The 23853-nt window shown below is 56.7% G+C and carries 24 protein-coding genes; 9 read left to right on the top strand and 15 right to left on the bottom strand.

What is annotated here, in order from left to right; translation table 11 throughout:
* The first annotated feature begins 63 nt into the window (after positions 1-63).
* On the top strand, positions 64-849 hold the full coding sequence (locus ACO6TI_RS11645) for a glycosyltransferase family 2 protein (RefSeq protein WP_196877513.1): 786 nt from the start codon (positions 64-66) through the stop codon (positions 847-849).
* A gap of 19 nt (positions 850-868) precedes the next feature.
* Here ACO6TI_RS11645 and ACO6TI_RS11640 read toward each other — a convergent pair whose 3' ends face one another.
* Positions 869-2062 (bottom strand): HD domain-containing phosphohydrolase, encoded by a 1194-nt coding sequence (locus ACO6TI_RS11640; protein WP_196877512.1) that lies wholly within the window; start codon positions 2060-2062, stop codon positions 869-871.
* 202 nt (positions 2063-2264) lie between these two features.
* Between ACO6TI_RS11640 and ACO6TI_RS11635 the strand changes: the two genes are divergently transcribed.
* Together ACO6TI_RS11635 and ACO6TI_RS11630 are read left to right on the top strand one after the other, a co-directional pair.
* Positions 2265-3488, top strand: coding sequence for a TIGR03862 family flavoprotein (locus tag ACO6TI_RS11635; RefSeq protein ID WP_422384968.1), 1224 nt, complete (start codon positions 2265-2267; stop codon positions 3486-3488).
* Positions 3485-3943: a YaiI/YqxD family protein gene (locus tag ACO6TI_RS11630; RefSeq protein ID WP_104702304.1), complete on the top strand. Its 459-nt coding sequence runs from the start codon at positions 3485-3487 to the stop codon at positions 3941-3943. The genes ACO6TI_RS11635 and ACO6TI_RS11630 overlap by 4 nt, the downstream gene beginning before the upstream one ends.
* Before the next feature lie 200 nt (positions 3944-4143).
* Here the strand turns inward: ACO6TI_RS11630 and ACO6TI_RS11625 are convergent, their stop codons facing one another.
* The gene (locus ACO6TI_RS11625) at positions 4144-4500 is read right to left on the bottom strand and encodes a BA14K family protein (RefSeq protein WP_029062218.1); all 357 of its coding nucleotides are present in this window, start codon (positions 4498-4500) and stop codon (positions 4144-4146) included.
* Positions 4501-4877: 377 nt separating this feature from the next.
* On the opposite strand from ACO6TI_RS11625, the gene ACO6TI_RS11620 reads away from it, so the two are divergent.
* On the top strand, positions 4878-5090 hold the full coding sequence (locus ACO6TI_RS11620) for a cold-shock protein (RefSeq protein ID WP_029062219.1): 213 nt from the start codon (positions 4878-4880) through the stop codon (positions 5088-5090).
* A gap of 259 nt (positions 5091-5349) precedes the next feature.
* Here ACO6TI_RS11620 and choV read toward each other — a convergent pair whose 3' ends face one another.
* From choV to ACO6TI_RS11605, 3 genes are all read right to left on the bottom strand, one after another.
* Entirely contained in the window at positions 5350-6396 is a 1047-nt protein-coding gene (choV, locus tag ACO6TI_RS11615) for a choline ABC transporter ATP-binding protein (protein ID WP_196999035.1), read from the bottom strand.
* Complete coding sequence (choW, locus tag ACO6TI_RS11610) at positions 6393-7235, bottom strand: choline ABC transporter permease subunit (RefSeq protein WP_055119944.1); 843 nt, start codon at positions 7233-7235, stop codon at positions 6393-6395. Before choW ends, choV begins: the two co-directional genes overlap by 4 nt.
* 75 nt (positions 7236-7310) lie before the next feature.
* A complete protein-coding gene (locus ACO6TI_RS11605; protein WP_422384967.1) occupies positions 7311-8258 on the bottom strand; it encodes a choline ABC transporter substrate-binding protein in 948 nt (315 codons plus the stop codon).
* A gap of 204 nt (positions 8259-8462) precedes the next feature.
* Here ACO6TI_RS11605 and betI point away from each other — a divergent pair, with 204 nt between their 5' ends.
* From betI to ACO6TI_RS11585, 4 genes are all read left to right on the top strand, one after another.
* The gene (gene betI / locus ACO6TI_RS11600) at positions 8463-9065 is read left to right on the top strand and encodes a transcriptional regulator BetI (RefSeq protein WP_055119946.1); all 603 of its coding nucleotides are present in this window, start codon (positions 8463-8465) and stop codon (positions 9063-9065) included.
* A 14-nt stretch (positions 9066-9079) separates the two neighbouring features.
* Positions 9080-10738 (top strand): choline dehydrogenase, encoded by a 1659-nt coding sequence (betA, locus tag ACO6TI_RS11595; protein ID WP_422384966.1) that lies wholly within the window; start codon positions 9080-9082, stop codon positions 10736-10738.
* Between the two features lie 46 nt (positions 10739-10784).
* On the top strand, positions 10785-12248 hold the full coding sequence (gene betB / locus ACO6TI_RS11590; protein WP_422384965.1) for a betaine-aldehyde dehydrogenase: 1464 nt from the start codon (positions 10785-10787) through the stop codon (positions 12246-12248).
* A 145-nt stretch (positions 12249-12393) separates the two neighbouring features.
* On the top strand, positions 12394-13677 hold the full coding sequence (locus tag ACO6TI_RS11585; protein ID WP_055119951.1) for an adenylate/guanylate cyclase domain-containing protein: 1284 nt from the start codon (positions 12394-12396) through the stop codon (positions 13675-13677).
* 173 nt (positions 13678-13850) lie between these two features.
* Here ACO6TI_RS11585 and hemP read toward each other — a convergent pair whose 3' ends face one another.
* The 4 genes from hemP to ACO6TI_RS11565 form a co-directional block, all read right to left on the bottom strand.
* Positions 13851-14105, bottom strand: a complete 255-nt coding sequence (gene hemP / locus ACO6TI_RS11580) for a hemin uptake protein HemP (protein WP_282044807.1) — start codon at positions 14103-14105, stop codon at positions 13851-13853.
* 415 nt (positions 14106-14520) lie between these two features.
* Entirely contained in the window at positions 14521-14985 is a 465-nt protein-coding gene (locus tag ACO6TI_RS11575; RefSeq protein ID WP_029062227.1) for an Rrf2 family transcriptional regulator, read from the bottom strand.
* Positions 14986-15066: 81 nt separating this feature from the next.
* On the bottom strand, positions 15067-16104 hold the full coding sequence (locus ACO6TI_RS11570; protein WP_055119953.1) for a LacI family DNA-binding transcriptional regulator: 1038 nt from the start codon (positions 16102-16104) through the stop codon (positions 15067-15069).
* Between the two features lie 95 nt (positions 16105-16199).
* Entirely contained in the window at positions 16200-17378 is a 1179-nt protein-coding gene (locus ACO6TI_RS11565) for an NAD(P)/FAD-dependent oxidoreductase (protein WP_422384964.1), read from the bottom strand.
* Positions 17379-17520: 142 nt separating this feature from the next.
* On the opposite strand from ACO6TI_RS11565, the gene ACO6TI_RS11560 reads away from it, so the two are divergent.
* Entirely contained in the window at positions 17521-18243 is a 723-nt protein-coding gene (locus tag ACO6TI_RS11560) for an alpha/beta fold hydrolase (RefSeq protein ID WP_422384963.1), read from the top strand.
* On the opposite strand, the gene ACO6TI_RS11555 is transcribed toward ACO6TI_RS11560, so the two are convergent.
* The 6 genes from ACO6TI_RS11555 to ACO6TI_RS11530 all read right to left on the bottom strand — a co-directional run bounded on the left by ACO6TI_RS11555 (position 18224) and on the right by ACO6TI_RS11530 (position 23434).
* A complete protein-coding gene (locus ACO6TI_RS11555; RefSeq protein ID WP_282044810.1) occupies positions 18224-18544 on the bottom strand; it encodes a hypothetical protein in 321 nt (106 codons plus the stop codon). The two genes, ACO6TI_RS11560 and ACO6TI_RS11555, sit on opposite strands and share 20 nt — an antisense overlap.
* A 257-nt stretch (positions 18545-18801) precedes the next feature.
* On the bottom strand, positions 18802-20007 hold the full coding sequence (locus tag ACO6TI_RS11550) for an ABC transporter substrate-binding protein (RefSeq protein ID WP_029062230.1): 1206 nt from the start codon (positions 20005-20007) through the stop codon (positions 18802-18804).
* 93 nt (positions 20008-20100) lie between these two features.
* A complete protein-coding gene (locus tag ACO6TI_RS11545) occupies positions 20101-21066 on the bottom strand; it encodes a branched-chain amino acid ABC transporter permease (RefSeq protein ID WP_108874748.1) in 966 nt (321 codons plus the stop codon).
* Between the two features lie 15 nt (positions 21067-21081).
* Entirely contained in the window at positions 21082-21954 is an 873-nt protein-coding gene (locus tag ACO6TI_RS11540) for a branched-chain amino acid ABC transporter permease (RefSeq protein WP_029062232.1), read from the bottom strand.
* Positions 21955-21959: 5 nt separating this feature from the next.
* Positions 21960-22667: an ABC transporter ATP-binding protein gene (locus ACO6TI_RS11535; RefSeq protein ID WP_055119958.1), complete on the bottom strand. Its 708-nt coding sequence runs from the start codon at positions 22665-22667 to the stop codon at positions 21960-21962.
* Complete coding sequence (locus ACO6TI_RS11530) at positions 22664-23434, bottom strand: ABC transporter ATP-binding protein (protein WP_055119960.1); 771 nt, start codon at positions 23432-23434, stop codon at positions 22664-22666. The genes ACO6TI_RS11535 and ACO6TI_RS11530 overlap by 4 nt, the downstream gene beginning before the upstream one ends.
* Positions 23435-23853: the final 419 nt, after the last annotated feature.

Raw genomic sequence — 23853 nt, 5'->3', positions numbered from 1 at the left:
GGCGCGGCTAAAACAGGCGCGCCGGTCTGTCTCCGGTGCCTTTGACAACCTGCCGGACCCTGAATGACCAACCGCCTGCCCTTGTCTGCCTTTATCATTGCCAGGAACGAAGCCGACCGCATTTCCCGGCCAATCCAAAGCGTGATCGACTGGGTGGACGAGGTTATCGTCATAGATAGCGGATCGACGGACGACACGATCGCCGTTGCCGAGAAGCTCGGCGCCAGGATCGTCCACAAGGACTGGCAGGGCTACGGACCGCAAAAGCGGTGCGGTGAAGACCAGTGCCGCAACGACTGGCTGTTGAACCTTGATGCCGATGAAGAGGTTACCGAAGACCTCGCCACCGAAATCCGTGCAAAGTTTTCCGACAACAGCTATCGCGATGCCGATGGCTGGCGCATCATGATCCGGGACATGTATGCCCACGAAACGGAACCGGCGCCGTGGGCTTACGGGTATAACCAGATCCGGCTATACGACCGGCGCAAGGGCCGGTTTTCAGATTCAAGCGTCCATGACACGGTACGCCCGGTTGACGGCGCGACGATTGCAAATCTTTCCGGCATCATGGCCCACCGCTCGATCCGCTCGCTCGACTTTCAGGTGGGCAAATACAACCGGTATTCCGGCATGCAGGTAGAAGACATGCGCACGCGCGGTCGCAAACTGCCCCGTTCCCGTTTGCTTACCGAATTTCCAGTCAGCTTTTTCAAGGCCTATTTCGTCCGCAAGTACCGCAAGTACGGCTGGTGGGGCTTCATTCTGTCCATGAACTATGCCCACGCCCGGTTCCTGCGCGTCGCGAAGGCCTATGAGGCGGAACTGCTTGCCGGGAAACAACGATAGCGACCGTTTCCCGGTCTTCCTATCCCGACGCTTTCACAGGCTCCTCCGGCACCGCGTGACGTTCCACGCGGATCGGCTGACGAACACCGGTCGTGTGATGGAAATGCTCAAGGCGCCGGATGGTCGTCGGCGTCAGCGTGTGATCGCGCGACAGCACCAGTTCGTGACTGTTTTCCGCCAGAACGTCGTCGATAAGAATGTCGCCCGGCCGAAGAGAACGGATATAGCATTCCGAAATCTGACCCTTCCTGTCTTCCGCCACATCGTCCAGGAGCACTTTTCTGGCGGCCTCCAGAAGTTCGGGATCGTATTTGCTCTTCTTGATCATCAACGCTTCGAACGCGGCAACATCCGGCCCGTGTTCCGGACTGGCGTACCACAGATCGGTCAGGAGCTTGAGAATGCGGGATATCTTCGGAATCTCGCTGCCGGTGGGGCCGTCCTTGGGAAATCCGGACCCGTCAAATCCGCGAGCGGACAGGAACAACAGCTCGGACACCTTTTCCAGCTGAGGAATATTCTGCAGGAGGTCCCGCGTCTGACCCGGCGACCGGTCAAGCACGTCTCTTTCCTGCTCTGTCAGGCTGCGCGCGGCCCGATAGCGCGCAAGGATCTGCTTGGGCAGCAAAGCTTCACCAAGCGGTGACAGCATAACCGCCATTTCCAGTTCCCAGGTTTTCCTGATGCCGATTTCCTTCGCCAGCCTCAATGCCTGTTTGCGTACGGTCGCAGTGCGCCGAAACGCCTCGGGATGAAAAAGCCCGAGCATATCGATCAGCAATTTGACCGAGCCGGCGAGCGTCCGCTCCAGCATCGCCCGGTCCTTGGCCTGTTGCCGGTGATATGCGAGTGCGGTTTCAAGAGCATTTGCAAGATCTTCGGGGCGACACGGCTTTTCGAGAAACATGAAGGCACGGCCTTCGTTCAGTGTCTTCTTGACAGCCTCGGCAGATGTCTCGCGGGTCAGCATAAGCCTTGCAGCCTGGGGCACGATCATTTCCGACGCCCTCAGGAATGCCGTTCCACCTCGACCGGGCAGATTGAAACACGAAAAGATCACCGCGGTGTTTGTGTTCTGTTTGAGAAATTGCAGGGCTTCTTCAGAGTCGGAAAAGCAATTTACCTTGTAGTGGTCGCCGAACAGACGTTGAAACGCTTTCCGCACAGCAATGTCCGGGTCAACGACGACGATAGGGTCAGTTGCTGTTTCCATGAATCGTGCCTCATGCCAAAGACCGACCGGAACTTGTGCTTTCGTCAGCCGTGTCTTCCGCGCAGGATCTCATGTGACGGATAACAAATACTTGCGAAACTCGGCATCTACTGTCAGCACTTTTCGGGGGGGTGTGTAATGTTCCCAGAAGTTTGTGCGTTCGACGGTGGCCTTTTACGCGTAAGTCGCCCTATAAGGCCCCATGCTTGATGTGCTTGTTATCGGTGCCGGCCCGGCTGGTCTATTTGCTGCTGATCATCTGTCCACGCGAGGACACTCGGTCACAATTATCGACCAGATGGCGTCGCCGGCCCGCAAATTTCTCATGGCTGGTCGGGGCGGTCTCAATCTGACGCACAGTGAAGACCTGCCGACTTTCCTGTCCCGCTATCGGGAGGCAGAGCGTTTTCTCACCCCCTTGATAAACGCCTTTCCACCACCGGCGCTGACAGACTGGTGCCACGATCTGGGTCAGGAAACCTTCGTTGGATCAAGCGGGAGAGTTTTTCCGAAGACCATGAAAGCCTCACCGCTGCTGCGTGCGCTGTTGCTCAGACTGCAAGCCAACAGGGTTCAACTCCGGGTGCGGCACAGGTTTACCGGCCTGGACGACAACGGTTCAGTGCTGGTCGAGACCGGGAACGGAGGCTCGGAGACCCTGTCCGCACGCACGGTTCTGCTTGCGCTCGGCGGGGCGAGTTGGCCCAAACTCGGCGCCACGGCAACCTGGAGTCCCGTGCTCGAGGAACGCGGCATAACAGTGACACCATTTCAACCCGCCAATTGCGGGTTCCTGGTGTCCTGGAGCCCCTTTCTGACTGAAAGATTTTCCGGATCGCCCTTGAAGCGAATTGGAATAAGTGTCGGCGACCGGTCCATACTTGGAGAAGCCATCCTCTCGGCAAGGGGATTGGAAGGCGGTGCGATTTACGCGCTTTCGGCGGACATCCGGGAGATCATCAACCGGGAAGGATCGGCAAGCCTGCTGCTGGATCTCCGTCCCGCGATGAGTGCAGCGGACCTTGCCGCGAAACTGTCGCGACCACGCGGAAAACAGTCACAATCCACTTTCTTGAAGAAGACGCTCAAACTGAATGCCGTCGAACTGGCTCTTCTTCGAGAATCGGGTCCATTGCCGGGCGACACGGATCTTCTTGCTGAACGGATCAAGTCGATACCCGTCACTTGTCTTTCGCCCTATCCAATGGATCGGGCGATCTCGTCTGCCGGTGGCATCGCCCTTGAAGAACTCGACCCGGACCTGATGCTCAGGAAAATGCCCGGTGTCTTTGCGGCCGGAGAAATGCTGGACTGGGAAGCTCCGACGGGCGGATACCTGTTGCAAGCCTGTTTCGCCACCGGCCACCATGCGGCAGAAGGTATCGTGCGCTATCTGGACAAACTGACAATAGGAGAAGCCGGATGACGGTCCTGTATGTGGATGCGGACGCCTGTCCGGTGAAAAACGAAGCAGTCCGCGTCGGCGAACGTCACGAGGTCGCAATCAAATTCGTTTCAAACAGCTGGATGCGCCTGCCCGAGGGAGACCTGATCGAGCGAGTGGTGGTTCCCGAAGGGCCGGACGAGGCCGACAACTGGATTGCGGAACGAGCCCAGCCCGGCGATGTCGTCGTGACAGCAGACGTGCCACTTGCTGCCCGTTGCGTGAAGGCCGGGGCGCTTGTCATCGGACCATCAGGGAAACCCTTCCGCGAGGACGGCATAGGCATGCGTCTGGCCATGCGCGATCTGAATACGCATTTGCGGGAAACCGGTGAAATCCGGGAAGGCGGTCCGGCATTTACAAAGGCGGACCGGTCCCGGTTCCTCAATCAACTTGAAACGACCATGCGTGCGGCGAAGAGAATCTCGACAGGTTAGCCGGTTCAATTGACGACGACGGCAATCTCCGCCCGGTCGGTCTGGACATAAGATTAAAACGAAAACTCCCTGCAAGGCTGGGAGGAAACCTTGCAGGGAGACGCCGGAGACACTCGCAAGTGTCGTAAGTGGACCGGCTTGTTATTGCATTGTCTTTTGATCTGCCGGGACCGCTGACCGGTCCCGGTAAACTGAAAGCCTTAGCGGCAGAACTTGTACTGACCGGAATAGGCCAGGAAATAACCGGTGTTCGGATTGAAGGACCGGTACTTGGCACGGCAGTAGTTGAACCAGGCCGGCGACCAGGGAGCTGCGCGGTAGGTGACAACCGGAGCCGGTGCCGGGTAGTAGGCAGGCGGCGGTGCATAGTAGCGTGGTGCCGCGTAGCGACGCTGTGACAGCGCGGAGCCGATGATTGCGCCCGCAGCAAGGCCACCTGCGATCCCTGCGCCGACACGCCAGCCATTTCCAGCTTCAGCGGTTGTTGACTGCGAGGTCAGCATGACACCTGCGACAAGAGCGAGGGCGGTGGTGGTGGTTGCGATCTTCCTGAACATTTCGGTGTCCCTTCTTGGTTGCGAGGCACTCGTTGTCTCTCCGCCTCAACTCATGAAAGGACACTAGACCAGCACTGTCCGGGGCTCTGTGACCGGGGTCACAAGGATTCCGTTTGTTGAAAATCGGCATTTTCGACCGTGAATTCATCTCTCACACTAGTTTCACTTGCCTAAGAGCCACCTCAGACATACATTGACCCTCATCGGCGCGCGTTGCGTCGTACGGGACATGACGAAAGACCCGGTTAGACTGACTTCGGCAGAGCTCTTTGGAGTGCTGCTCTGAAAACCCAAGCTTTCCGTTTCTTATTGACTTCTCGTTTATCCGCGCCTTGCCGGAAACGGGAATGCGCACAAATCAACGGAAAGGTTTCTCCATGCGTGAGAACGGCACCATCAAGTTTTTCAATCACGACCGCGGCTTCGGTTTCATCACACCGGACAATGGCGGCAAGGACGTATTCGTCCACGTGACTGCATTCGAGCAGGCCGGAATCGGTGCACCGGTCGAAGGTGCAAAGATTTCATTCGTCGCTGAAGACGATCGCCGTGGCCGCGGCAAGCAGGCAGCTCAACTCGAAATGCTCTGAGTTTCTGGTCTGCGGACCAATTCTGAGCCGCTCGAGACGAGCAAAACGAAAACGGGGCCCAGCGGCCCCGTTTTTGTTTCCCAGACAAATGACCTGCAGGTACAAAGACGGCGTTGACGAAAAAGTCGGCCTCTACGTATCGTGCCAGGACGCTTTCATCGGCAACCCAAACGCACTGTTTCGTCGCCCCTGCCCGCACCGGGATGAAAGGTGCGCGATCCTTTTGAGCGAAGCTATGGAATCTTGATTGCACTCACCGTCACTTGAGCATGCAGTCGAGCAATTCTTTTTCGCCTATCACTCCGACGATAGCACCGTCCTTTTGAACCACAACGGGTTCTGAACTGGACTTCTTCAGCTTTGCAACCTCACGGACCGGTGTGGCGCTTTCGCAGGTCAGGCCGCTGGCGAGGGAGCCCGGCAGGCTTCCCGGAGGCACCATGATGTCCCGGGCACGGAGCACGTTGAGCGGATTCATGTGACTGACGAAATCGGCGACATAGTCATCGGCTGGATTCTTGACGATCTCCTGGGGCGTGCCGAGCTGAATGACCCGGCCGCCTTCCATGATCGCGATGCGTGAACCGATCTTGGCTGCCTCATCCAGATCGTGGCTGACAAAGATGATTGTCCGATTCAGTTCTTTCTGAAGATCAAGCAACTCGTCCTGCAGCTTGTCGCGGATTAGCGGGTCGAGAGCCGAAAACGGTTCGTCCATCAACAGTATCGGTGCATCGGTGGCAAAGGCACGGGCGAGGCCGACACGCTGCTGCATGCCACCGGAAAGTTCATGGACGTATTTCTCGCCCCATCCGCCCAGGCCGACAAGTTTCAGCTGTGCGTCCACTTTCGAGGTGCGTTCCTTGGGTGACATGCCTGAAAGCTCGAGACCGAACCCGACGTTCTCGGACACTGTGCGCCAGGGCAGCAGGCCAAATTGCTGAAACACCATGGCGATGCGGTGCCTTCGCAGTTCACGCAGGTCATTTGCCGAGCAAGTTTCCGGATTGACGTACTGATTGCCGTCATGCACCTGCACCTCGCCGCGGATGACCGGGTTGAGACCATTGACCGCGCGCAGCAGTGTGGACTTGCCGGAGCCCGACAGGCCCATCAGCACCAGCACTTCTCCCTCGTAAATGTCCAGGCTGGCTCCGGCTACGCCCAGGATCTGACCCGTTTCGGCCTGAATCTCCTGCCTTGTCTTGCGCGCATCGATCAGCGGCAATGCGGACCTGGGGTTTTCACCGAAGACGATGTCAACATCCCTGAAGGTGACAACGGGTGTTCTGGATGCATCGGTCATCGCTTGCCTCCTTCTTCTTTTCTGAAGAACCGATCAAGCACGATGGCAATGAGAACAATGCAAACGCCAACCTCAAAGCCCTGCGCGATATTCACTGTGTTCAAGGCTCGCAGCGTTGGTACACCGAGACCATCGGCACCAACCAGAGCGGCAATCACGACCATGGAAAGCGACAACATGATCGTTTGGGTCAGCCCGGCCATGATTTGAGGAAGCGCGTAAGGCAACTCTACTTTCCATAGGAGTTGAGATTTCGTTGCGCCGAAAGCCTCCCCTGCTTCAAGCAAAGATTTCGGTGTCGAAGAGACGCCCAGTTGGGTGAGGCGAATAGGCGCCGGGATCGCGAAGATAACGGTTGCGATCAGCCCCGGAACCATACCCAATCCAAAAAGGATCAAGGCGGGGATGAGATAAACGAAAGTGGGAATGGTCTGCATCAGGTCGAGAACCGGGCGCATTGCTGCATAAAAGCGCGGGTTATGGGCTCCCATGACGCCCACCGGCACGCCGACAACCATGCAGACAACCGCGGCTGCAACAACAAGAGCGAGCGTTTCAGTCGTTTCTTCCCAATAGCCCTGGTTGATGATGAGCAGCAGCGCGATTGCGACAAATAACGCAAACGCAATTTTCCGGTGGACGGCGTAGCCGAGTGCAACCGCCAAGACGACAATGACCAGTGGTGGCGGTGTTTGAAGAAGCCACAATATGCCATCGATCAACGTCTCCAGAAAAATTGAAATGCCGTCGAACACCCATGCGGCGTTATCAGTCAGCCAATCAAAAAAGGCCTTCGCCCATGGTCCGATCGGCAATTTGTTTTCTGTCAACCAGTCCAACCCGCTGCTCCGGTACTTGTTCTTATTTTGGAAAAAGCGCCGGGCAGATGATCCGCACCGGCGCCAAACTGGGCTTTACTCGACGCCAAGGGCGCCTTTCACCGTAGCGAAGCTATCGCCGCCATCAAAGGTTTTGACCCCGACAAGCCAGCTTTCGAACGTTGCCGGGTGTACCTTCAGCCACGCAGCGGCCGCCTTGTTCGGATCTTCGCCATCATTCAGGATTGCGCCCATGATCTCGTTTTCCATTGCCAGCGAGAACTCGAGGTTTTCAAGAAACTTGCCAACGTTGGGGCACTCTTTGGTGTAGCCTGCACGGACGTTGGTGTAGACCGTCGCGCCTCCGAAATTCGGGCCGAAAACTTCGTCACCGCCTTCAAGATAGGCCATCTCGAAATTGGCGTTCATCGGATGCGGTTCCCATCCGAGGAATACAATGTCGTTATCACGCTTTCCAGCCCGGGCGACCTGCGCGAGCATGCCCTGCTCGGAGGATTCAACCACTTCGAACCCCTCCAGACCATAAAGGTTCTGGTCGATCATTCCGATGATCAGACGGTTGCCGTCATTGCCCGCCTCAATGCCGTAGATCTTGCCGTCGAGATCATCCTGGAACTTGGCAATGTCCTGGAAGCTCTTCAGACCCTTGTCATAGGTGTATTTCGGAACGGCCAGAGTATATTTGGCACCTTCCAGATTGGCCCGCACGGTTTCGACCGAACCATCTTCCCGATAGGCCTTGATGTCACCTTCCATCGTCGGCATCCAGTTACCGAGGAAAATATCAATGTCATTGTTCTTCATTGAGGCGTAGGTCACCGGAACAGACAGGATCTTGACTTCAGGATCATAACCGAGCGCTTCCAGAACGACGGACGTTGCCGCGGTGGTTGCAGTGATGTCCGTCCAGCCCACGTCAGAAAAACGAACCGTCTTGCAGGCTTCCGGCTCGCTTGCAAGCGCTGTTCCGGACAGCATCAGGCCAAGTGCAAGACCTCCAGCGAGTGTCGCTGCGATTTTCATGAGTATACCTCCTATGGAATGTGAAATTTTTGTTTGGGCCATTTTGAAAAACTGGAAGCGAATTCACGCTCAGGCTTAAGTGCCCCCGATTTATTCTCCAATAGCCTGTTCCTGACCAATCCAAACATCCACGGAAAAATTTTGCAAGTTTTCATTGATTGACTGATCAATTAAAAATAAGAAAAAAGAAACTCGGAGATCACGATGCCCAAGGTCGGAATGGAAGCGGAACGACGGCGCAGTCTCATTGACGCAACCGTCGATGCGATCCACGAGCGTGGATACAGTGACATTACCATGGCTCAGATCGCCAAGCGGGCGGGTGTTTCCGGTGGTTTGGTACATCACTATTTTGGCTCGAAAGATCAATTACTTGCAGCAACGATGCGGCATCTTCTGACCGAACTCGGCCGTGCCATTCGTGACAAGCTCGCGAAGGCCGAAACACCACGTGAACGAATCTCCGCGATCATCGCCGGTAACTTTGCAATCGACCAGTTTCAACCGGCCGTCATCGCGGCGTGGCTGGCGTTTTATGTCCAGTCCAGAACAACGGACAGCAACAATCGTCTCCTGCGAATCTACGCCGCCCGACTTGCATCCAACCTCACTCACAACCTCAGATCATTTATGCCACAGGAAGAAGCCCGCCGGATCGCCGAGGGTACAGCCTCCATGATCGACGGTGTGTGGATCCGGCAGGCCCTGAGCGGTGCCCGATCCGACCATCAAGCCGCTATCGCAATGGTCGAAGACTACGTCGAAACCCAGATTGCCGCCCTTGCGGGTCGCACCAACGGCTGCTGAGCCGGAGCTTTTTCATGCCTGACCAGTTTGATTTCATCATCGTGGGTGCCGGATCGGCCGGCTGCGCGATGGCCAGCCGCCTCTCCGAAGACCCGAACAACAAGGTCCTGGTGCTGGAATTCGGCGGAACGGATATCGGCCCGCTGATCCAGATGCCGGCTGCCCTCTCCTATCCGATGAACATGCCGTTTTATGATTGGGGTTACGAAAGCGAGCCTGAACCGCACCTTGGAGGACGCCGCCTGGCAACTCCACGCGGCAAAGTCATCGGCGGCTCGTCCTCCATCAACGGCATGGTCTATGTGCGCGGTCATGCGTGTGATTTCGATACCTGGGAAGAAATGGGTGCCAGCGGCTGGGGCTATCGGCACGTGCTTCCTTACTACAAGCGCATGGAGCAGAATCCACAGGGTCAGGAAGGTTGGCGCGGGACCGACGGACCGCTGCACGTTCAGCGGGGCACCAAATGGAACCCGCTGTTTCACGCGTTCCGCGATGCGGGCCGTCAGGCCGGCTACGGCGTTACCGAAGACTACAATGGCGAAAAACAGGAAGGCTTCGGCGACATGGAGATGACGGTCCACAAGGGCCGACGCTGGTCAGCTGCCAATGCCTATCTGAAGCCAGCCCTGAAGCGCGGCAACCTGGAACTCATAAAGGGGGCCCTGGTTCGCAAAGTTCTGATCGAGAACAACCGGGCTGTCGGTGTGGAATTCGAAATCGGAGGGGAAATACGCGTTGCCAACGCACAGCGCGAGGTCATTCTCTCAGCCTCGTCCGTCAACTCACCCAAGATCCTGATGCTGTCCGGGATCGGTCCTGCCGACCAGCTTACAGATCTCGGCATCGATGTTGTCTCTGACCGCCAGGGTGTCGGTGCCAACCTGCAGGATCACCTGGAACTTTATATTCAGCAGGCCTGCACCCAACCGATCACGCTCTACAAACACTGGAATCTCTTTTCCAAGGCGCTGATAGGCGCACAATGGCTGTTTTTCAAAAATGGTCTGGGCGCGTCGAACCAGTTCGAGAGCTGCGCCTTCATCCGCACGAAAGCCGGCGTACAATATCCCGATATCCAGTATCATTTCCTGCCCTTTGCCGTGCGTTACGACGGTCAGGCAGCGGCGGAAGGTCATGGTTTCCAGGCACATGTCGGCCCGATGCGGTCGAAGTCACGCGGCCGGGTGAAACTGTCGTCGAACGACCCGAAAGACAAACCCTCGATCCTCTTCAACTACATGTCCCACAACGAGGACTGGGAGGACTTCAGGACTTGCATCCGTCTGACCCGGGAAATTTTCAGTCAGGAAGCCTTCGCCCCTTATCGTGGCAAGGAAATCCAGCCGGGAGATAGCGTGCAGAGCGACGAAGCGCTCGACGACTTTATCCGGGAGCACGTGGAAAGCGCTTATCATCCGTGCGGCACATGCAAGATGGGCGCTTCAGACGACCCGATGGCGGTGGTCGATCCCGAGTGCCGTGTCATCGGTGTCGATGGTCTGCGCGTGGCGGACAGCTCGATCTTTCCGCAAATCACCAATGGCAACCTCAACGGACCGTCCATTATGGTTGGCGAGAAGGCAGCCGATCATATCCTTGGCAAAGATCCGCTGCCGCCTTCGAACCAGCAACCGTGGATCCATCCGGACTGGGAAAACAGTCAACGTTAAAGAATTGCCGGACAGCCGGTCTCAAGACACAAGCAGGAGCAATCCAATGCGCGCCCAACCGAACGCTTCGCACTATGTCGGCGGGTCTTATCTGGAAAGCCAGACAGGCACACCTTTCGATTCGTTCTACCCGGCAACCGGTGAAGTGATCGCCCGGGTCCACACCGCCGATGATGCGGTCATCGAAGCTGCGATTTCCGCAGCGCGCACCGGCCAGGACATCTGGGCGGCCATGCCGCCGGCCGAACGCGGCCGGATATTGCGCAAGGCTGCAGACATTCTGCGGGAAAAGAACCGCGAACTTTCAGTCCTCGAAACTCTGGACACGGGCAAGCCGCTGCAGGAAACACTGATTGCGGATGCAGCATCCGGTGCCGATTGCCTGGAGTATTACGGCGGCCTGGCGGCGACACTTACCGGTGAGCATATCGACCTCGGCGGCTCCTTTGCCTACACAAAGCGGGAACCGCTCGGCATCTGCTTCGGGATCGGTGCGTGGAACTATCCGATCCAGATTGCCTGCTGGAAAGCGGCTCCGGCTCTTGTCTGCGGCAATGCGATGATTTTCAAGCCGTCGGAAGTCACCCCGTTGAGTGCGTTGAAGTTCGCGGAAGCTCTGACCGAAGCAGGTCTGCCGGACGGTGTGTACAACGTCATACAGGGGTTCGGCGATGTCGGCGCAAAGATGGTGGCTCATCCGGACATTGCCAAAGTGTCTCTGACCGGTTCCGTGCCGACTGGAGCGAAGGTGGCGTCGCTGGCGGGTGAGCATCTCAAGAAGACAACGCTTGAGCTCGGCGGCAAGTCGCCTCTGATCATCTTTGACGATGCCGATGTTGAAAATGCGATTTCAGCGGCGATCAATGCAAATTTCTATTCCACCGGCCAGATCTGTTCCAACGGCACACGCGTCTTCGTGCACAAGGCTATCAAGGAACAATTCCTTTCCCGCCTTGCAGAACGAACATCCAGTGCCGTGCTCGGCGATCCGCTGGATGAAGCAACAAATATCGGCCCGCTGGTTTCCAGGCAGCAATTCGACAAGGTGCTGTCCTACATGCAGATAGGCCAGGACGAAGGCGCCCGCCTGGTCTGCGGTGGCGGGTCTGCACAGGTCGACAGTTTTCCTGAAGGCTATTTCGTCCAACCGACGGTCTTTGCGGACGTTCGGGACAAAATGCGTATTGCACGGGAAGAGATTTTCGGTCCAGTGCTCAGCGTTCTCGACTTCGGAGATGAAGACGAGGTCGTTGCGCGTGCCAATGACACGGAATTCGGTCTTGCAGCCGGCGTGTTTACCAAGGACATCCAGCGGGCGCATCGTGTGATCGGCAGACTGGAGGCAGGCACCTGCTGGATCAATACCTATAACCTGACCCCGATTGAAATGCCGTTCGGCGGTTACAAGAAATCCGGCATCGGCCGGGAAAACGGTCACGCCGCGATCGAGTATTACAGCCAGATCAAAAGCATCTATGTTGAAATGGACGGGGTGGAAGCGGCGTTCTAGAGGTGTCCCCGTATCTGACAAGGGCGGTTTCCGGGAACGTGACCCGGATTCCGCCTTTTTTGTTTCCGCGCGTTTTTTCACATTGAAGTTTATTGTGCGACAGCCAGATTAGAAGGCAACCCATTCAACTCCGACTGGAGATCGCATGAACCGGCAAGTGCTAGACCCTGCACCGAGAAGCTACGTACAGCATATCTATCTGCTTGCTCGCTCCAACAGGGGCGCGGCCTGTGCGCCAGACACACAAAACCTGCAAGATGTGCATGACTGGTTGCTGCATGATGCGACCCGGATCGACAATGTCATGCTGATGTTCGAGGAATTCATGTGGCGTTGCAGAGCGGCCAACCTTGGCATCGACAGGTGTACGCTGCATATCGGTACGCTCCACCCCAGGGTCGTCGGATTTTCCTGGGTCTGGAACAGCACGGATGAACTGTGCGACGAAATCGCGGCAGATGCCAACGCGGTCAACAATGTCGCCTTCACAAAGAACCCGCTCTACCGGGTGATGCGGGAGGGCGAGATCATCAAGGTGGATCTTGAGACCGAGGAAGGTGTCAACTCCGGTTCGCTCATGCAGGATCTCGCCGAACAGGGATACACGGCTTATGTCGCCCTTCCCCTGAGCACGGCGGGCGAAATGCACAACGCCATGACGTTCGCGACGAAACGGCCTGGAGGATTTCCGCCCGTCGACAAGGAACGCATTCGCGGTTTGATCGACCTCCTGGCACTGCATGTTGAACGGCACATCGTGCAGCGGATCGCGCGCAATGTTGCCGATACCTACCTCGGACCGATTGCCGGACGCCGCGTCCTTGATGGCGAAATCCGGCGCGGCGATGGCGAAGCGATCAAGGCAGTGGTGTTCATGTCGGACATGCGCGGCTTCACGCAGCTCGCGGACCGCCTCAGCGGGCCCGAAGTCACCTGCATCCTGAACGCGTATTTCGACCGTGTGTCCGACGCCGTTCTGAACCATGGCGGCGATATTCTGAAATTCATGGGAGACGGTATTCTTGCCGTCTTCGATCAGGAAGTCCTCGGGGAAAAGGCTGCAGCGGAAGCAGCGGTGAAGGCATCCAGGGAGGCGCTTTCGGCCATCGACGAGCTCAACGATACGCCGCCTGCAACCCTGCCTGATCCCGACCTGTGGCAACCGCTCAAGATCGGCATCGGATTGCATCGCGGCGAGGTCTTTTTCGGCAATGTCGGCGGGGAAGACAGACTGGACTTCACCGTCATCGGCCGTGCAGTGAACGAGACCAGCCGCGTGGAATCCCTGTGCAAGCCTCTCGGACAGGAACTGTTGATGACCGCGCCCGTCAAGGAGGCACTTTCGGGTGACCTGCAGACCGGTCTCAATGAAATGGGGGAACACGCCTTGCGCGGCGTTGGCAAGCCGGTCGCCATTTTTGCTGCCTGAAGAGAGAATGCGGCCAGTAACTTGACGAAGCTGCAGGTGTCATACCCTTGCCAGCAGGGAGCCAGCAGCCTCTGAAGAGGGCAGTATTCCAAATCCGGACGGAGTGGAACACCGGATCCCGGTCTCACCACCAACGCGGCCAACCGGGATGACACGGTAGCAGGTCTGGCAGATCACTTCGTCAGAATCAATTTGCCCTGTTTCGTAATCGACAGGCGATAGGTGTCTTCATTGTGCAGGATCTGGATCTGGCGCAGACCGCTGAAGAGGTCGCGCGAATCAAATTCTGTTTTTGCCTGTGGTGGCAGCTTTCCTGCCAAGACGTGAGGGGAGCTGCCCGAGGAAGTAATTGAGAGGCGGCGCTTTTGGCTGTTGGCGGTAAGTGTCATACGCGCAATCGGTCCCTGGCCTTTGCTTTTGCGCTCCACGAATGGGTTTCCACGGAGCGTCCAGATAAGAACAATTAAAAGGTGAGTTTCTTACTCAACTTTATACTTGACACTCATACTCAAGTTTTCCTATCAAGGCAATGCCTGATCGAAACGGAACTGGAAATCGCGTCCTCCGGTTTTGAAAGAGACAGGGTCTTCGGTTCACCGGAGACGAAAAATGCCAGGCCAGCCAACCGCCCTCTCCTCTCCCTCAGCGGCTAGCCAGCCCGGCCTTTTCTTCAGGCGCCGACCGGCGCGCGATTGTCTTGAGTGTTTTGCGAATGAACCCGTTTGCATCAACACCGGATAATACAATGCTCACGCAGCAAGCGGTGCGATGTATCTGGATGGCGGATACGAAAAAAGCGCCGACCTGACGGTGGCGCCTTTCAAAACACAAAAATGGCCGCTTTTATGCGTTGGCAGCGATCGGTGTTTCGCCGACATCGATCTTCAAGAGATCGCGCATGCCGAACCGGTCCTCAGACAGATCCGCAATCGACTTGGTGTCCAGAACATCCATAAAGGCTTCAAGAGCTTCATGCAGCAAGCCGTTGAAGCCACAGGACATGATCAGCGGGCAATCCTTGCGGCCGGAGTCGAAACACTCTGCCAGAAGAAAGCTTTCCTCGGCAGCCCGAACAACTTCTCCGACAGTTATCTCTTCGGCGGGGCGGGCCAGCATGACACCGCCGTTTCGGCCTCGGATCGTTCTGATCAGATTCGCGTCGACCAGCACTTTCATGATCTTGAACAAGTGGGTTTCGGACATGTCGAAGCTAGCTGCGATGTCGGCAACCTTGCTCGGCTTGTCCGGGTTGACGGCGCAATACATAAGTGCGCGCACGGCATAATTGGTCTGTTGTGTCAATCGCATCACGTAGATATGCGTCGCGCTGCCTCAAACGTCAATGCAAAATTTGAATGTACGAGTGTACTTTTAGAAATCCGGGCCAGTTCAGGACAGCTCTGGCAGGTTGTCCCTGATAAAAACATCAATGCCGATCCGTTCCTGTCCCTCGATGATCGGCACCCCGTCGCAGAGCGCTTTCAACACCCGTATCGCGCTGCGGATCTCATGACCCGGGTCCTGGGCGATCACCGCATCCATCACGCCGGAATTCAAGGCATCTCGCGTATAGGGCGTCAGTTCATGCCCTACAAAAACAAGACTGCCTGCTTGCGTGGGGGCGTTCAGTGCGGAAATGATTCCGCGATTTCCTGCGCCAATATTGTAGAGACCCGCAAGGTCGGCGTGTTCTTCCAGAAGTTTCCTGACAAGGTCGGCATTCCTTTTGTTGTCGTCCCGGCCTTCGCGAACCTTCAACATTTTGAGATGAGGGAAGCTGGAAGCAATGACCTCCTCGCAACCCGCGTAGCGTTCGGCATGGTCGCGCAATCCCAATGACCCTGCAATCAATCCGATCTTACCGGGACTTTCAGGGAGAAAGCGGCCGATCAACCGGCCGGCAGTACGACCTGCGGCCATGTTGTCGATGCCGACGAAGTGCTGGCGAGACGAAGCCGGATGGTCGGAAACAAGGGTCACCACCGGAACGCCACGATCCTGAAGCCGGTCGATCGCCGCCCTGACTTCGGGAAAGGCCGGAGCGACGACCGCCACACCGTCACATACGGACCTGTCGAGGATCGCAAGCGTCCCGGCGACCCGATGGCCGTCGAATGCGTCGATCGGCTCAACATGCACCTGCATGCGATCACCGCTCATGGTTTGAGCATGGGACGCTGCCTCACGGGTCAAGTCTTCCATGAAAGCGTTGGGTCCGTTGGGGATGAGAAAATGCAGCCTGTACACCCGTTTCTTGGCAAGACCGGCAGCAAAGACGTCAGGTTTGTAATTCAGACTTTCAACCGCTTGTTCCACGCGCTCGATCGTCGCCTTGCGCACCCCCGGCCGGCCATTGAGTACCCTGTCAACCGTTGCCAGGCTGACACCGGCGGCATTCGCCACGTCATGGATCGTCACGCGTTTCATTCGGTCCTCTCGCATTCAAGGCGAGTATACAAGCGAATGAGGAACGGTCATCAAAAAATGCTGCAACGCACTAATTCAAGGCGTAAGTGCATTTTTCATACAAACTGGCCGGCTGCATGACCGGACGACCAGGCCCATTGAAAATTGAAGCCACCCAGATGTCCCGTGACATCAACAACCTCGCCAATGAAAAAAAGTCCGGACACGCTGACACATTCAAAGGTCTTGGACGAAAGCTCCTTCGTATCCAAACCGCCAAGCGTCACCTCAGCCGTGCGATACCCTTCCGTGCCGACCGGCGTCAGTTGCCAGCGATTGAGCTGCTCTGACGCGCGGCGCAACACCTTGTCGGACTGATCCGCAAGCCTGCCTTTCAGTGAAAACGCGCTGGACAGTTCGTCGGCGAGCCGATTGGGAAGCCATTGGCCAAGCGCTGTCTTGAGATCCTGTTTCGGGCTGTCCTGCCGCGCACCACGCAGTGTTTCGAAGACATCAGTCTCAGGAAGCAGATTGACCCAGATCGGTCTGCCCTCCTCCCAGAAAGACGAAATCTGGAGGATCGAGGGTCCAGACAGACCGCGGTGGGTGAACAGCAGACCTTCGCGAAAGGTCGTTTTGCCGAAAGAGACCGCTGCATCGAGCGAAACACCGGCAAGGCGTCCGCAGAGTTCCTTATTGGCATCGGAAAATGTCAGCGGCACCAGGGCCGCCCGTGGTGGAATGACCTTCAGTCCGAACTGTTTTGCAAGCTCATAGCCAAAACCTGTCGCTCCCATTTTCGGGATCGACGGCCCCCCTGTGGCGACGACAAGGGAATGCGACCTTAGCGGCCCTTTCGACGTTGCAACGGAAAACCGTTCGTCCGGTTTCTCAACCGCCTTGATATCCGTTTCAAGCTGCAGGGTCCCACCCGCAGCTTCCAGTTCGGTGAGCAGCATCCGGATGATGTCTTTCGCACTTTCATCGCAAAAGAGCTGGCCGAGCGTCTTTTCGTGCCAGGGGATGCGGTGCCTTTCGACAAGACCCAGAAAGTCGTGTTGTGTGTAGCGTTTCAGAGCCGAGACACAGAAGCGCGGGTTCTGCGACAGGAAATTTGAGGACGTACAGTGCAGATTGGTGAAATTGCAGCGTCCACCCCCGGAGATACGGATTTTTTCCGCCGGCCGTCTGGCGTGGTCGATGACCAGAACCTTGCGCCCGCGCTTTGCCGCTTCAATCGCACACATCAAACCGGCGGCGCCGCCACCGAGCACAAGTACATCCAGATCACGCATGGGCGCGCTTATAGCGACAAATGACGCTCTGGGTAAAGAACGACCTCACGACTGTTGTGACCCGGAAGTTCTTGTGAGCCTACACGATGCATCACCGCTGAAGTTGATGACGGCAACCAGCCAATAACTTAGGGTACAATTCATGAAGATTGTGATTTTGCCCGGACTAGATGGAACGGGGTACCTGCTGGAGACCTTCGCAAAAACACTTGCTGGTTCTTATAGTGTCGAGATCGTCTCCTATCCAACAGAAAAGGCTTCCTACGCAGACCTCAAGACCTGGCTCTGGAAACGACTACCACAGCAAGAACATGTGATCATTGCGGAATCCTTTTCCGGGCCTCTAGCAATTGAACTCGCGACCACAAACTCATCTGCAATCAAGGGAGTAATATTCGTAGCAAGCTTCGCCCGCTCTCCAAGACCTGTTGCCCCCTGGTTGATTTCATTCCTGAAAACGTTTCCGAACCATCCGAAACTGCTTGCCAACCTCAGCAAACCCTTTGTCATTGGGCGGGTAGGTACGGACCAGTTCAACAAGCAATACGTTGCTGCACTTCGTTCCGTTTCGTTGCGCACACTAATAAATCGACTGCAGGAAGTGCTTGAAACGGATTTGCGCTCCTCGCTTCCGCGCCTGTCTTTGCCGTGCCTTTATCTCCGCGCGAGTGGCGACCTGCTCGTTCCAGCATCTGTTTCGGCGGATTTCGAAATGTGCTCAGCAGAATATCGAATTGTGAAAGGGCCGCACTTCCTATTACAGGCAGAACCGGAGTTAACCGCCTCACTGGTTTTGGACTTCATCGGGGACTTGATCCGAAGGCAAAATCCCGGAAGTTCCGGCATCACCAATCCATCTGGTTGAATTCTTTGATCCGCATCTCGAAAAGCGCAAGGTCTTTCGGCCATCTTGAAGCGCGAATTTTCGAGAAATAGAGACCACTATTCGCGATCTCAACAATGTCGCAGCCATAGCTTTTCTCGATCGGCAGGCATTCCAGTTCATTGAGGCCATCAAACTCGACTGTCAAAGCACCCGTCCCGTCCACCCGCGTCAGGTGCCAGATTTCGGAAATGAAGTATCCATCTCCAGGCATACGTCGATCGACAATCCAGTGGTTTCGCGCGAAGGCAGCTTCAAGAATCTCGAGGTGTTCTACGGTCATATTAATTGCCGAGAAAGATGCAGAAATAACGACAAGAACGCTTGCAGAAATGTGGCGAATTTTGAGGACCGTAGTAACAAGTGTCTTTACCAAACTCAAGACAGGCAATTGCAACCAAAAGGCAAATGGTGGCCTAACCAAATTTGCCATCCTGCTTTGAGCGAGAACGGCAACGGTTTGTTTACGCCACAAAAAAACGGCCGGCGGTTCTTTCGAACCGCCGGCCTGGCAAAATCTCTTCCATAAAAAGAAGAAAATTATTGCATTTCGGTCACGACCTCGAAGCCGTTGGAACCGACTTCGAACAGGGCATAGGTGCCCGGAACGTCGCCCTTGGCGTCGAAGTTGTGCTCACCTGCAGCGCCCTTGTAGTCGATGGCCTTGCCGGCTGCGATCAGTTCCTTGGCCTTCTTCCATTCACCTGGAAGGATAGCCTCACCTTCGCCATTGGAAACTTCCGTGACGGCTGCAGCAACATCTTCCTTCTTGCCACCGGCCTTTTCCACGGCCAGAGCCAGCAGGAAGGCTGCGTCATAGGAGGTGTTTGCGAAGATCGCATCCGGATCGCCACCGACGCCCTTGAAAGCTTCGTTGAACTTGTCGAGGGATTCGGACTGTTCGCCGACCGGAGAAGACGACACGAAGTTGGACAGGTTTTCCGCGCCCAGTTCGTTGATCACGGCGTCGGACTTCATGCCGTCACCACCAACGAACTTGTCGAAGAAACCGTTCTCCAGCGCCTGACGCAGGATCGTCAGACCGGTTCCGTCACCATAGTCGAAGATGACCAGAGTGTCGGCGCCGCCCTTGGCGAGCTCCGCCAGGTTGGAACGGTAGGAAGCCTTGCCTTCTTCATGCGCTGCAAACTGGGTGATATCACCACCGAGTTCGTCGACATATTCAGCCTTGAACGCATTGGCGAGGCCGGTGCCGTAGTCGTTGTTCAGATAGGCAACCGCGACCTTTCCGTATCCCATTTCCTTCATCGTACGCGCCAGGGCACGGCCCTGGAAATCGTCCGACGGGACGGTGCGGAACACGGTGCCCTTGTCTTCCAGTCCGGAGATTTCCGGAGACGTTCCGGACGGAGTGATCAACGTGATACCCGCCGGGATGGTCACCGAACCGGCTGCTGCCAGAACCGCGCCGGAGCAATGCGGGCCGACAAGACCGACAACACCTTCGATGTTGACTGCCTTGGTCGCGGCATCCGTACCGCCTTGCGGGTTGCAGGCACTGTCGCCGACAACGCCAACCAGTTTTTCGCCGTCGCCGATACCACCCTGCTCATTGACCTGTTGAACGGCCAGCTGAGCCGCATCGATCATGGCAGGAGCCATGGCAGCGATCGGGCCGGAAACGCCGCCGATCAGGCCGATCTTGACGTCGGCCTGTGCGGGAACGGACGCGAGAGCTGTTGCAGCCATCATGCCTGCGGCAAGTGCAAAAAGTTTGGTTTTCATATGAGTACCTCCTCAATTATCCGGTCTTCGCCGGGTCTTTAGGAATTTCGGCTCCCACGCTTTGCAAAGGCGCGTGGACCCCGGGGAGCGGGCCTAATGCCGGTCCGCCCCGGATTTCGTCGACCGCTGGTCTCCCCTCAAAGGCTCGGGGAGCAGTCCTTCCGGTCTGAACCGCAGCACAAGCTGCAGCATGAGACCAATCAGGAACAAGCGGAGGTATTTTGCCTGTACCGCATATTCATGCGGAAGACGGTCGGTTGCAATCTCTGAAACGGACCAAATGATCCAAACAACAGCAGCTCCGAGAATCGCGCCGCGATTGTTACCCGATCCGCCAAGGATGAGCATGATCCAGATCAGGAACGTTGCCACCATCGGATCGATCGCCTCAGGCGTGATCGATCTGTTGAAATGGGCAAACATTGCGCCACCGAGTCCCATCAGTGCGGCACCGAAAATGAATGCTTCCAGCCGCCGGAACTCCACGTTCTTGCCCATGGCCCTGGCGGCATCCTCATCGTCGCGGATGGCGCGCATCATCCGGCCCCATGGTGCGTTGAACTGCCGCTCGACGAGGACATAAGCAACAATCAGAACCGCCAGAACGATGATCAGATAGGCGATTTGCGATTCCATGTAGCCCAGATCGCCAGCTGGCCGGGGAATGCCGGATATGCCGCGCGCTCCATTGGTGAGCACGGGCTCGGACTTGATCACCAGTCGAATAATCTCGGCGATCCCGATGGTGGCGATTGCAAGGTAGTCGGACCGGAAACGCAGGCAGATCTTTCCGATCGGCCAGGCAACAAGCCCAGCCGCCAGCATCGCTCCGATCCAGCCGATGACAAAATGCAGGTCAAACCCGCCAATGCGACCGTCGGCAGGCGCCGTCGATATGATTGCGGACGTATACGCGCCGACCGCGAAGAAACCGGCGATACCCGCGTTGAACAGCCCGGCGAAGCCCCACTGGATGTTGAGCCCAAGCGCCAGCAACGCATAAATGCATATGAAGATCGCCATGAAGAGGGCGTAGTTGACAAGACCCGCAAATTCCATCTTGCATCCCTCCCCTTACAGAACCTTGCCCTTGAGCAGCCCGGTCGGGCGCACAAGCAGCATGAACAGCAAAATGGCGAACGCCATCGCAGCCTTGTATTCACTCGGGATGACAAGAACCGAGAGTTCTTCAGCGATCCCCACGATCAGACCGCCGAGTACGGCCCCCTCAACCCTGCCGACGCCGCCAAGAATGGCCGCGGCGAACATCGGCAGCAGCATGTGCCAGCCCATCATGGCTTTCAGTTCCGTATTGATGCCAAGAAAGAAACCGGACGCCGCGCAGAGGCCGCCGGCGATCACCCATGTCAGCATGACAACCTTCTTGTTGTCGATACCGGAAAGCAGCGCCAGGTTCGGGTTGTCGGACATGGCACGCATCGCCTTGCCCCATTTGGATCGCGTCAGGAAGAGCTGCAAAACACCCACCAGGACCACCATCGCCAGGAGCGTATAGATCTCGCGGTCACGAATGCGGATACCGAAATAATCCTCAGGACGGACAATGCCGCGCGAATAGGTCTGGGTGTCGACACCCCAAACGACCTGAACCACCGCCCGGATCATCAGCGCGATGCCAAGCGAGGCCATCACGGTCACGATCTTGGGACGCTCGCGCAAGTGCTCGTAAAAGACCTTGTCGATGCCGACCGCAACGGCGGCAGTGCCGAGAACGGCGATCGGAAGCGCAACATAGGGTGACACACCCATGCCCGTGACCGCCGCCAGCGCGATAAAGGCTCCAAGGGTCGCCAGATCACCATGCGCCAGATGTGCGTAGCGCAGGATTGCGAAAATCAGCGTGATGCCGACGGCACCGAGCGCATAGATCGAACCGAGAACAATGCCCGGCACAACGTAGAAATTGACAAGTTCGAACAGGTCCATACCGATCACCCACCCAGAAACATTTCGGCGACTTCACGGTCAGCCAGAAGGTCCGCACCAGTGCCTTCGTGACGGTTCTTGCCTGCCGCCAGCACATACCCTCTGTCAGCAAAGGCCAGCGCCTGTTTGGCATGTTGTTCGACAAGAAGAATGGCAACGCCCGTGTCGCGCACATCACGGCAGATCTGGAAAATCTGCTCCATGTATTTCGGCGACAGACCGGCTGTCGGTTCGTCCAGCAGGAGAAGCTTGGGATCGAGCATCAATGCCCGCCCCATGGCGACCATCTGGCGCTGTCCGCCGGACAGACTGCCTGCCATGGTCTTGCGTCGTTCCTTGAGATCCGGAAACAGCGTGTAGACCCGGTCATAGGCTGCCGACAAATCGCCAGTCTTCAGGAAACCGCCCATTTCGAGGTTCTCGTGAATAGACATTTCCCGGAAGATATTGTCGACCTGAGGCACGTAACAAATCCCGCGCTGAACGATGCGGTTCGGTACCCAGCCAGTGATGTCATCCTCGTCAAACAGCATCTTGCCGCCGCGGATTGTAAGAAGACCGAAAACCGACTTCATCGCCGTTGATTTCCCGGCACCGTTCGGACCGACAATCACGACAATCTCGTCCTGGGCCACGGTCAACGACACGTCCTGGAGAATGTCGGCTTCGCCGTATCCACCCGTCAGGTTCTCCATCGAAAGAAGCGCACTCATGCTGCATCTCCCGTTGTCTCGCCGAGATAGGCTTCAAGCACCTGCGGATCGGAGCGGACTGCCTGGAAATCGCCTTCGATCAGCACCTTGCCTTCCGCCATACAAACGACCGGATCGCAAAGCTTTTCGATCATCTCCATGTCGTGTTCGATCAAGATAAAGGTGTAGCCGCGTTCCTTGTTGAGAATCTCGATCTTGGTTTCGAGTTTTCGCAACAATGTCCGGTTCACACCGGCGGCCGGTTCGTCCAGCAGGACCAGTCTGGCGTCGGTCATCATCGTCCGGCCGAGCTCGAGAAGCTTCTTCTGACCTCCGGAAAGATTGCCGGCGCGCTCGTGGGCGACATGCGTCAATTCCAGAAACTCGAGCGTCTCGTAAGCCTTGCTCTCCACGTCTCTTTCCGTGGACCTGACGCGGCTCCAGGCAACCCAGTTGGCAAACAGACTTTCACCTGGTTGCGAGGGCGGCACCATCATCAGGTTTTCCAGCGCGGTCAGCTTGTGAAACTCGTGCGGGATCTGGAACGTACGGACGAGACCCTTGTGAAACAGCTGATGACTGGCAAGGCCCGTCACGTCCTCACCCAGAAAACGAATGGCGCCGCTCGTTGGCGTCAAAGCCCCTGCAATCAGGTTGAAGAGCGTTGTTTTCCCTGCCCCGTTGGGCCCAATCAAGCCAGTTATACTGTTTTCTTCGACGCGGAACGTGCAGCCGTTGACTGCCCGGAACCCCCCAAAATCCATTTCGAGCTGATCAAGCTCAAGCATTCATGCTCCTCGCCGCCCCCCAAGCGGTCTTTCTTATTGCGTTTTGGCCGTGCCCCGCCTTTTTAGACTTGTAGAAGCAGACATTTGATGTCTGTCCCTCACGGCATCCTGACCTTCTAACTTTATTGGCAGAGCAATCAACCGATAATCACCCGCTTCCACCGCAGAAAGGGCAAGATTTTCCAGAATTCGCCGATCACGGAAACATCCAGTTCCCGACATAGGCAATTTTCCTGAGGAATTGCTGCGGCCAAGGCCTGCAGTGAGCGCAAGTATTCTGCGGAAAGTACCAGGCAATTTGCCGAGCATGAGAGAATCTTGACGGTGTTGGTCGCGTTTAGTTGAAAGGCCTGTCGAATGACTTGAAGCCGACAGCAACATCTACGTATAAATTACAATACACCTTTCACTTATCCTCA

It is taken from the genome of Roseibium album (genome assembly GCF_965233825.1).
In the GTDB taxonomy this organism is placed as follows: Bacteria; Pseudomonadota; Alphaproteobacteria; order Rhizobiales; family Stappiaceae; genus Roseibium; species Roseibium album.
This window is presented reverse-complemented; position numbering and strand designations above follow the sequence as displayed.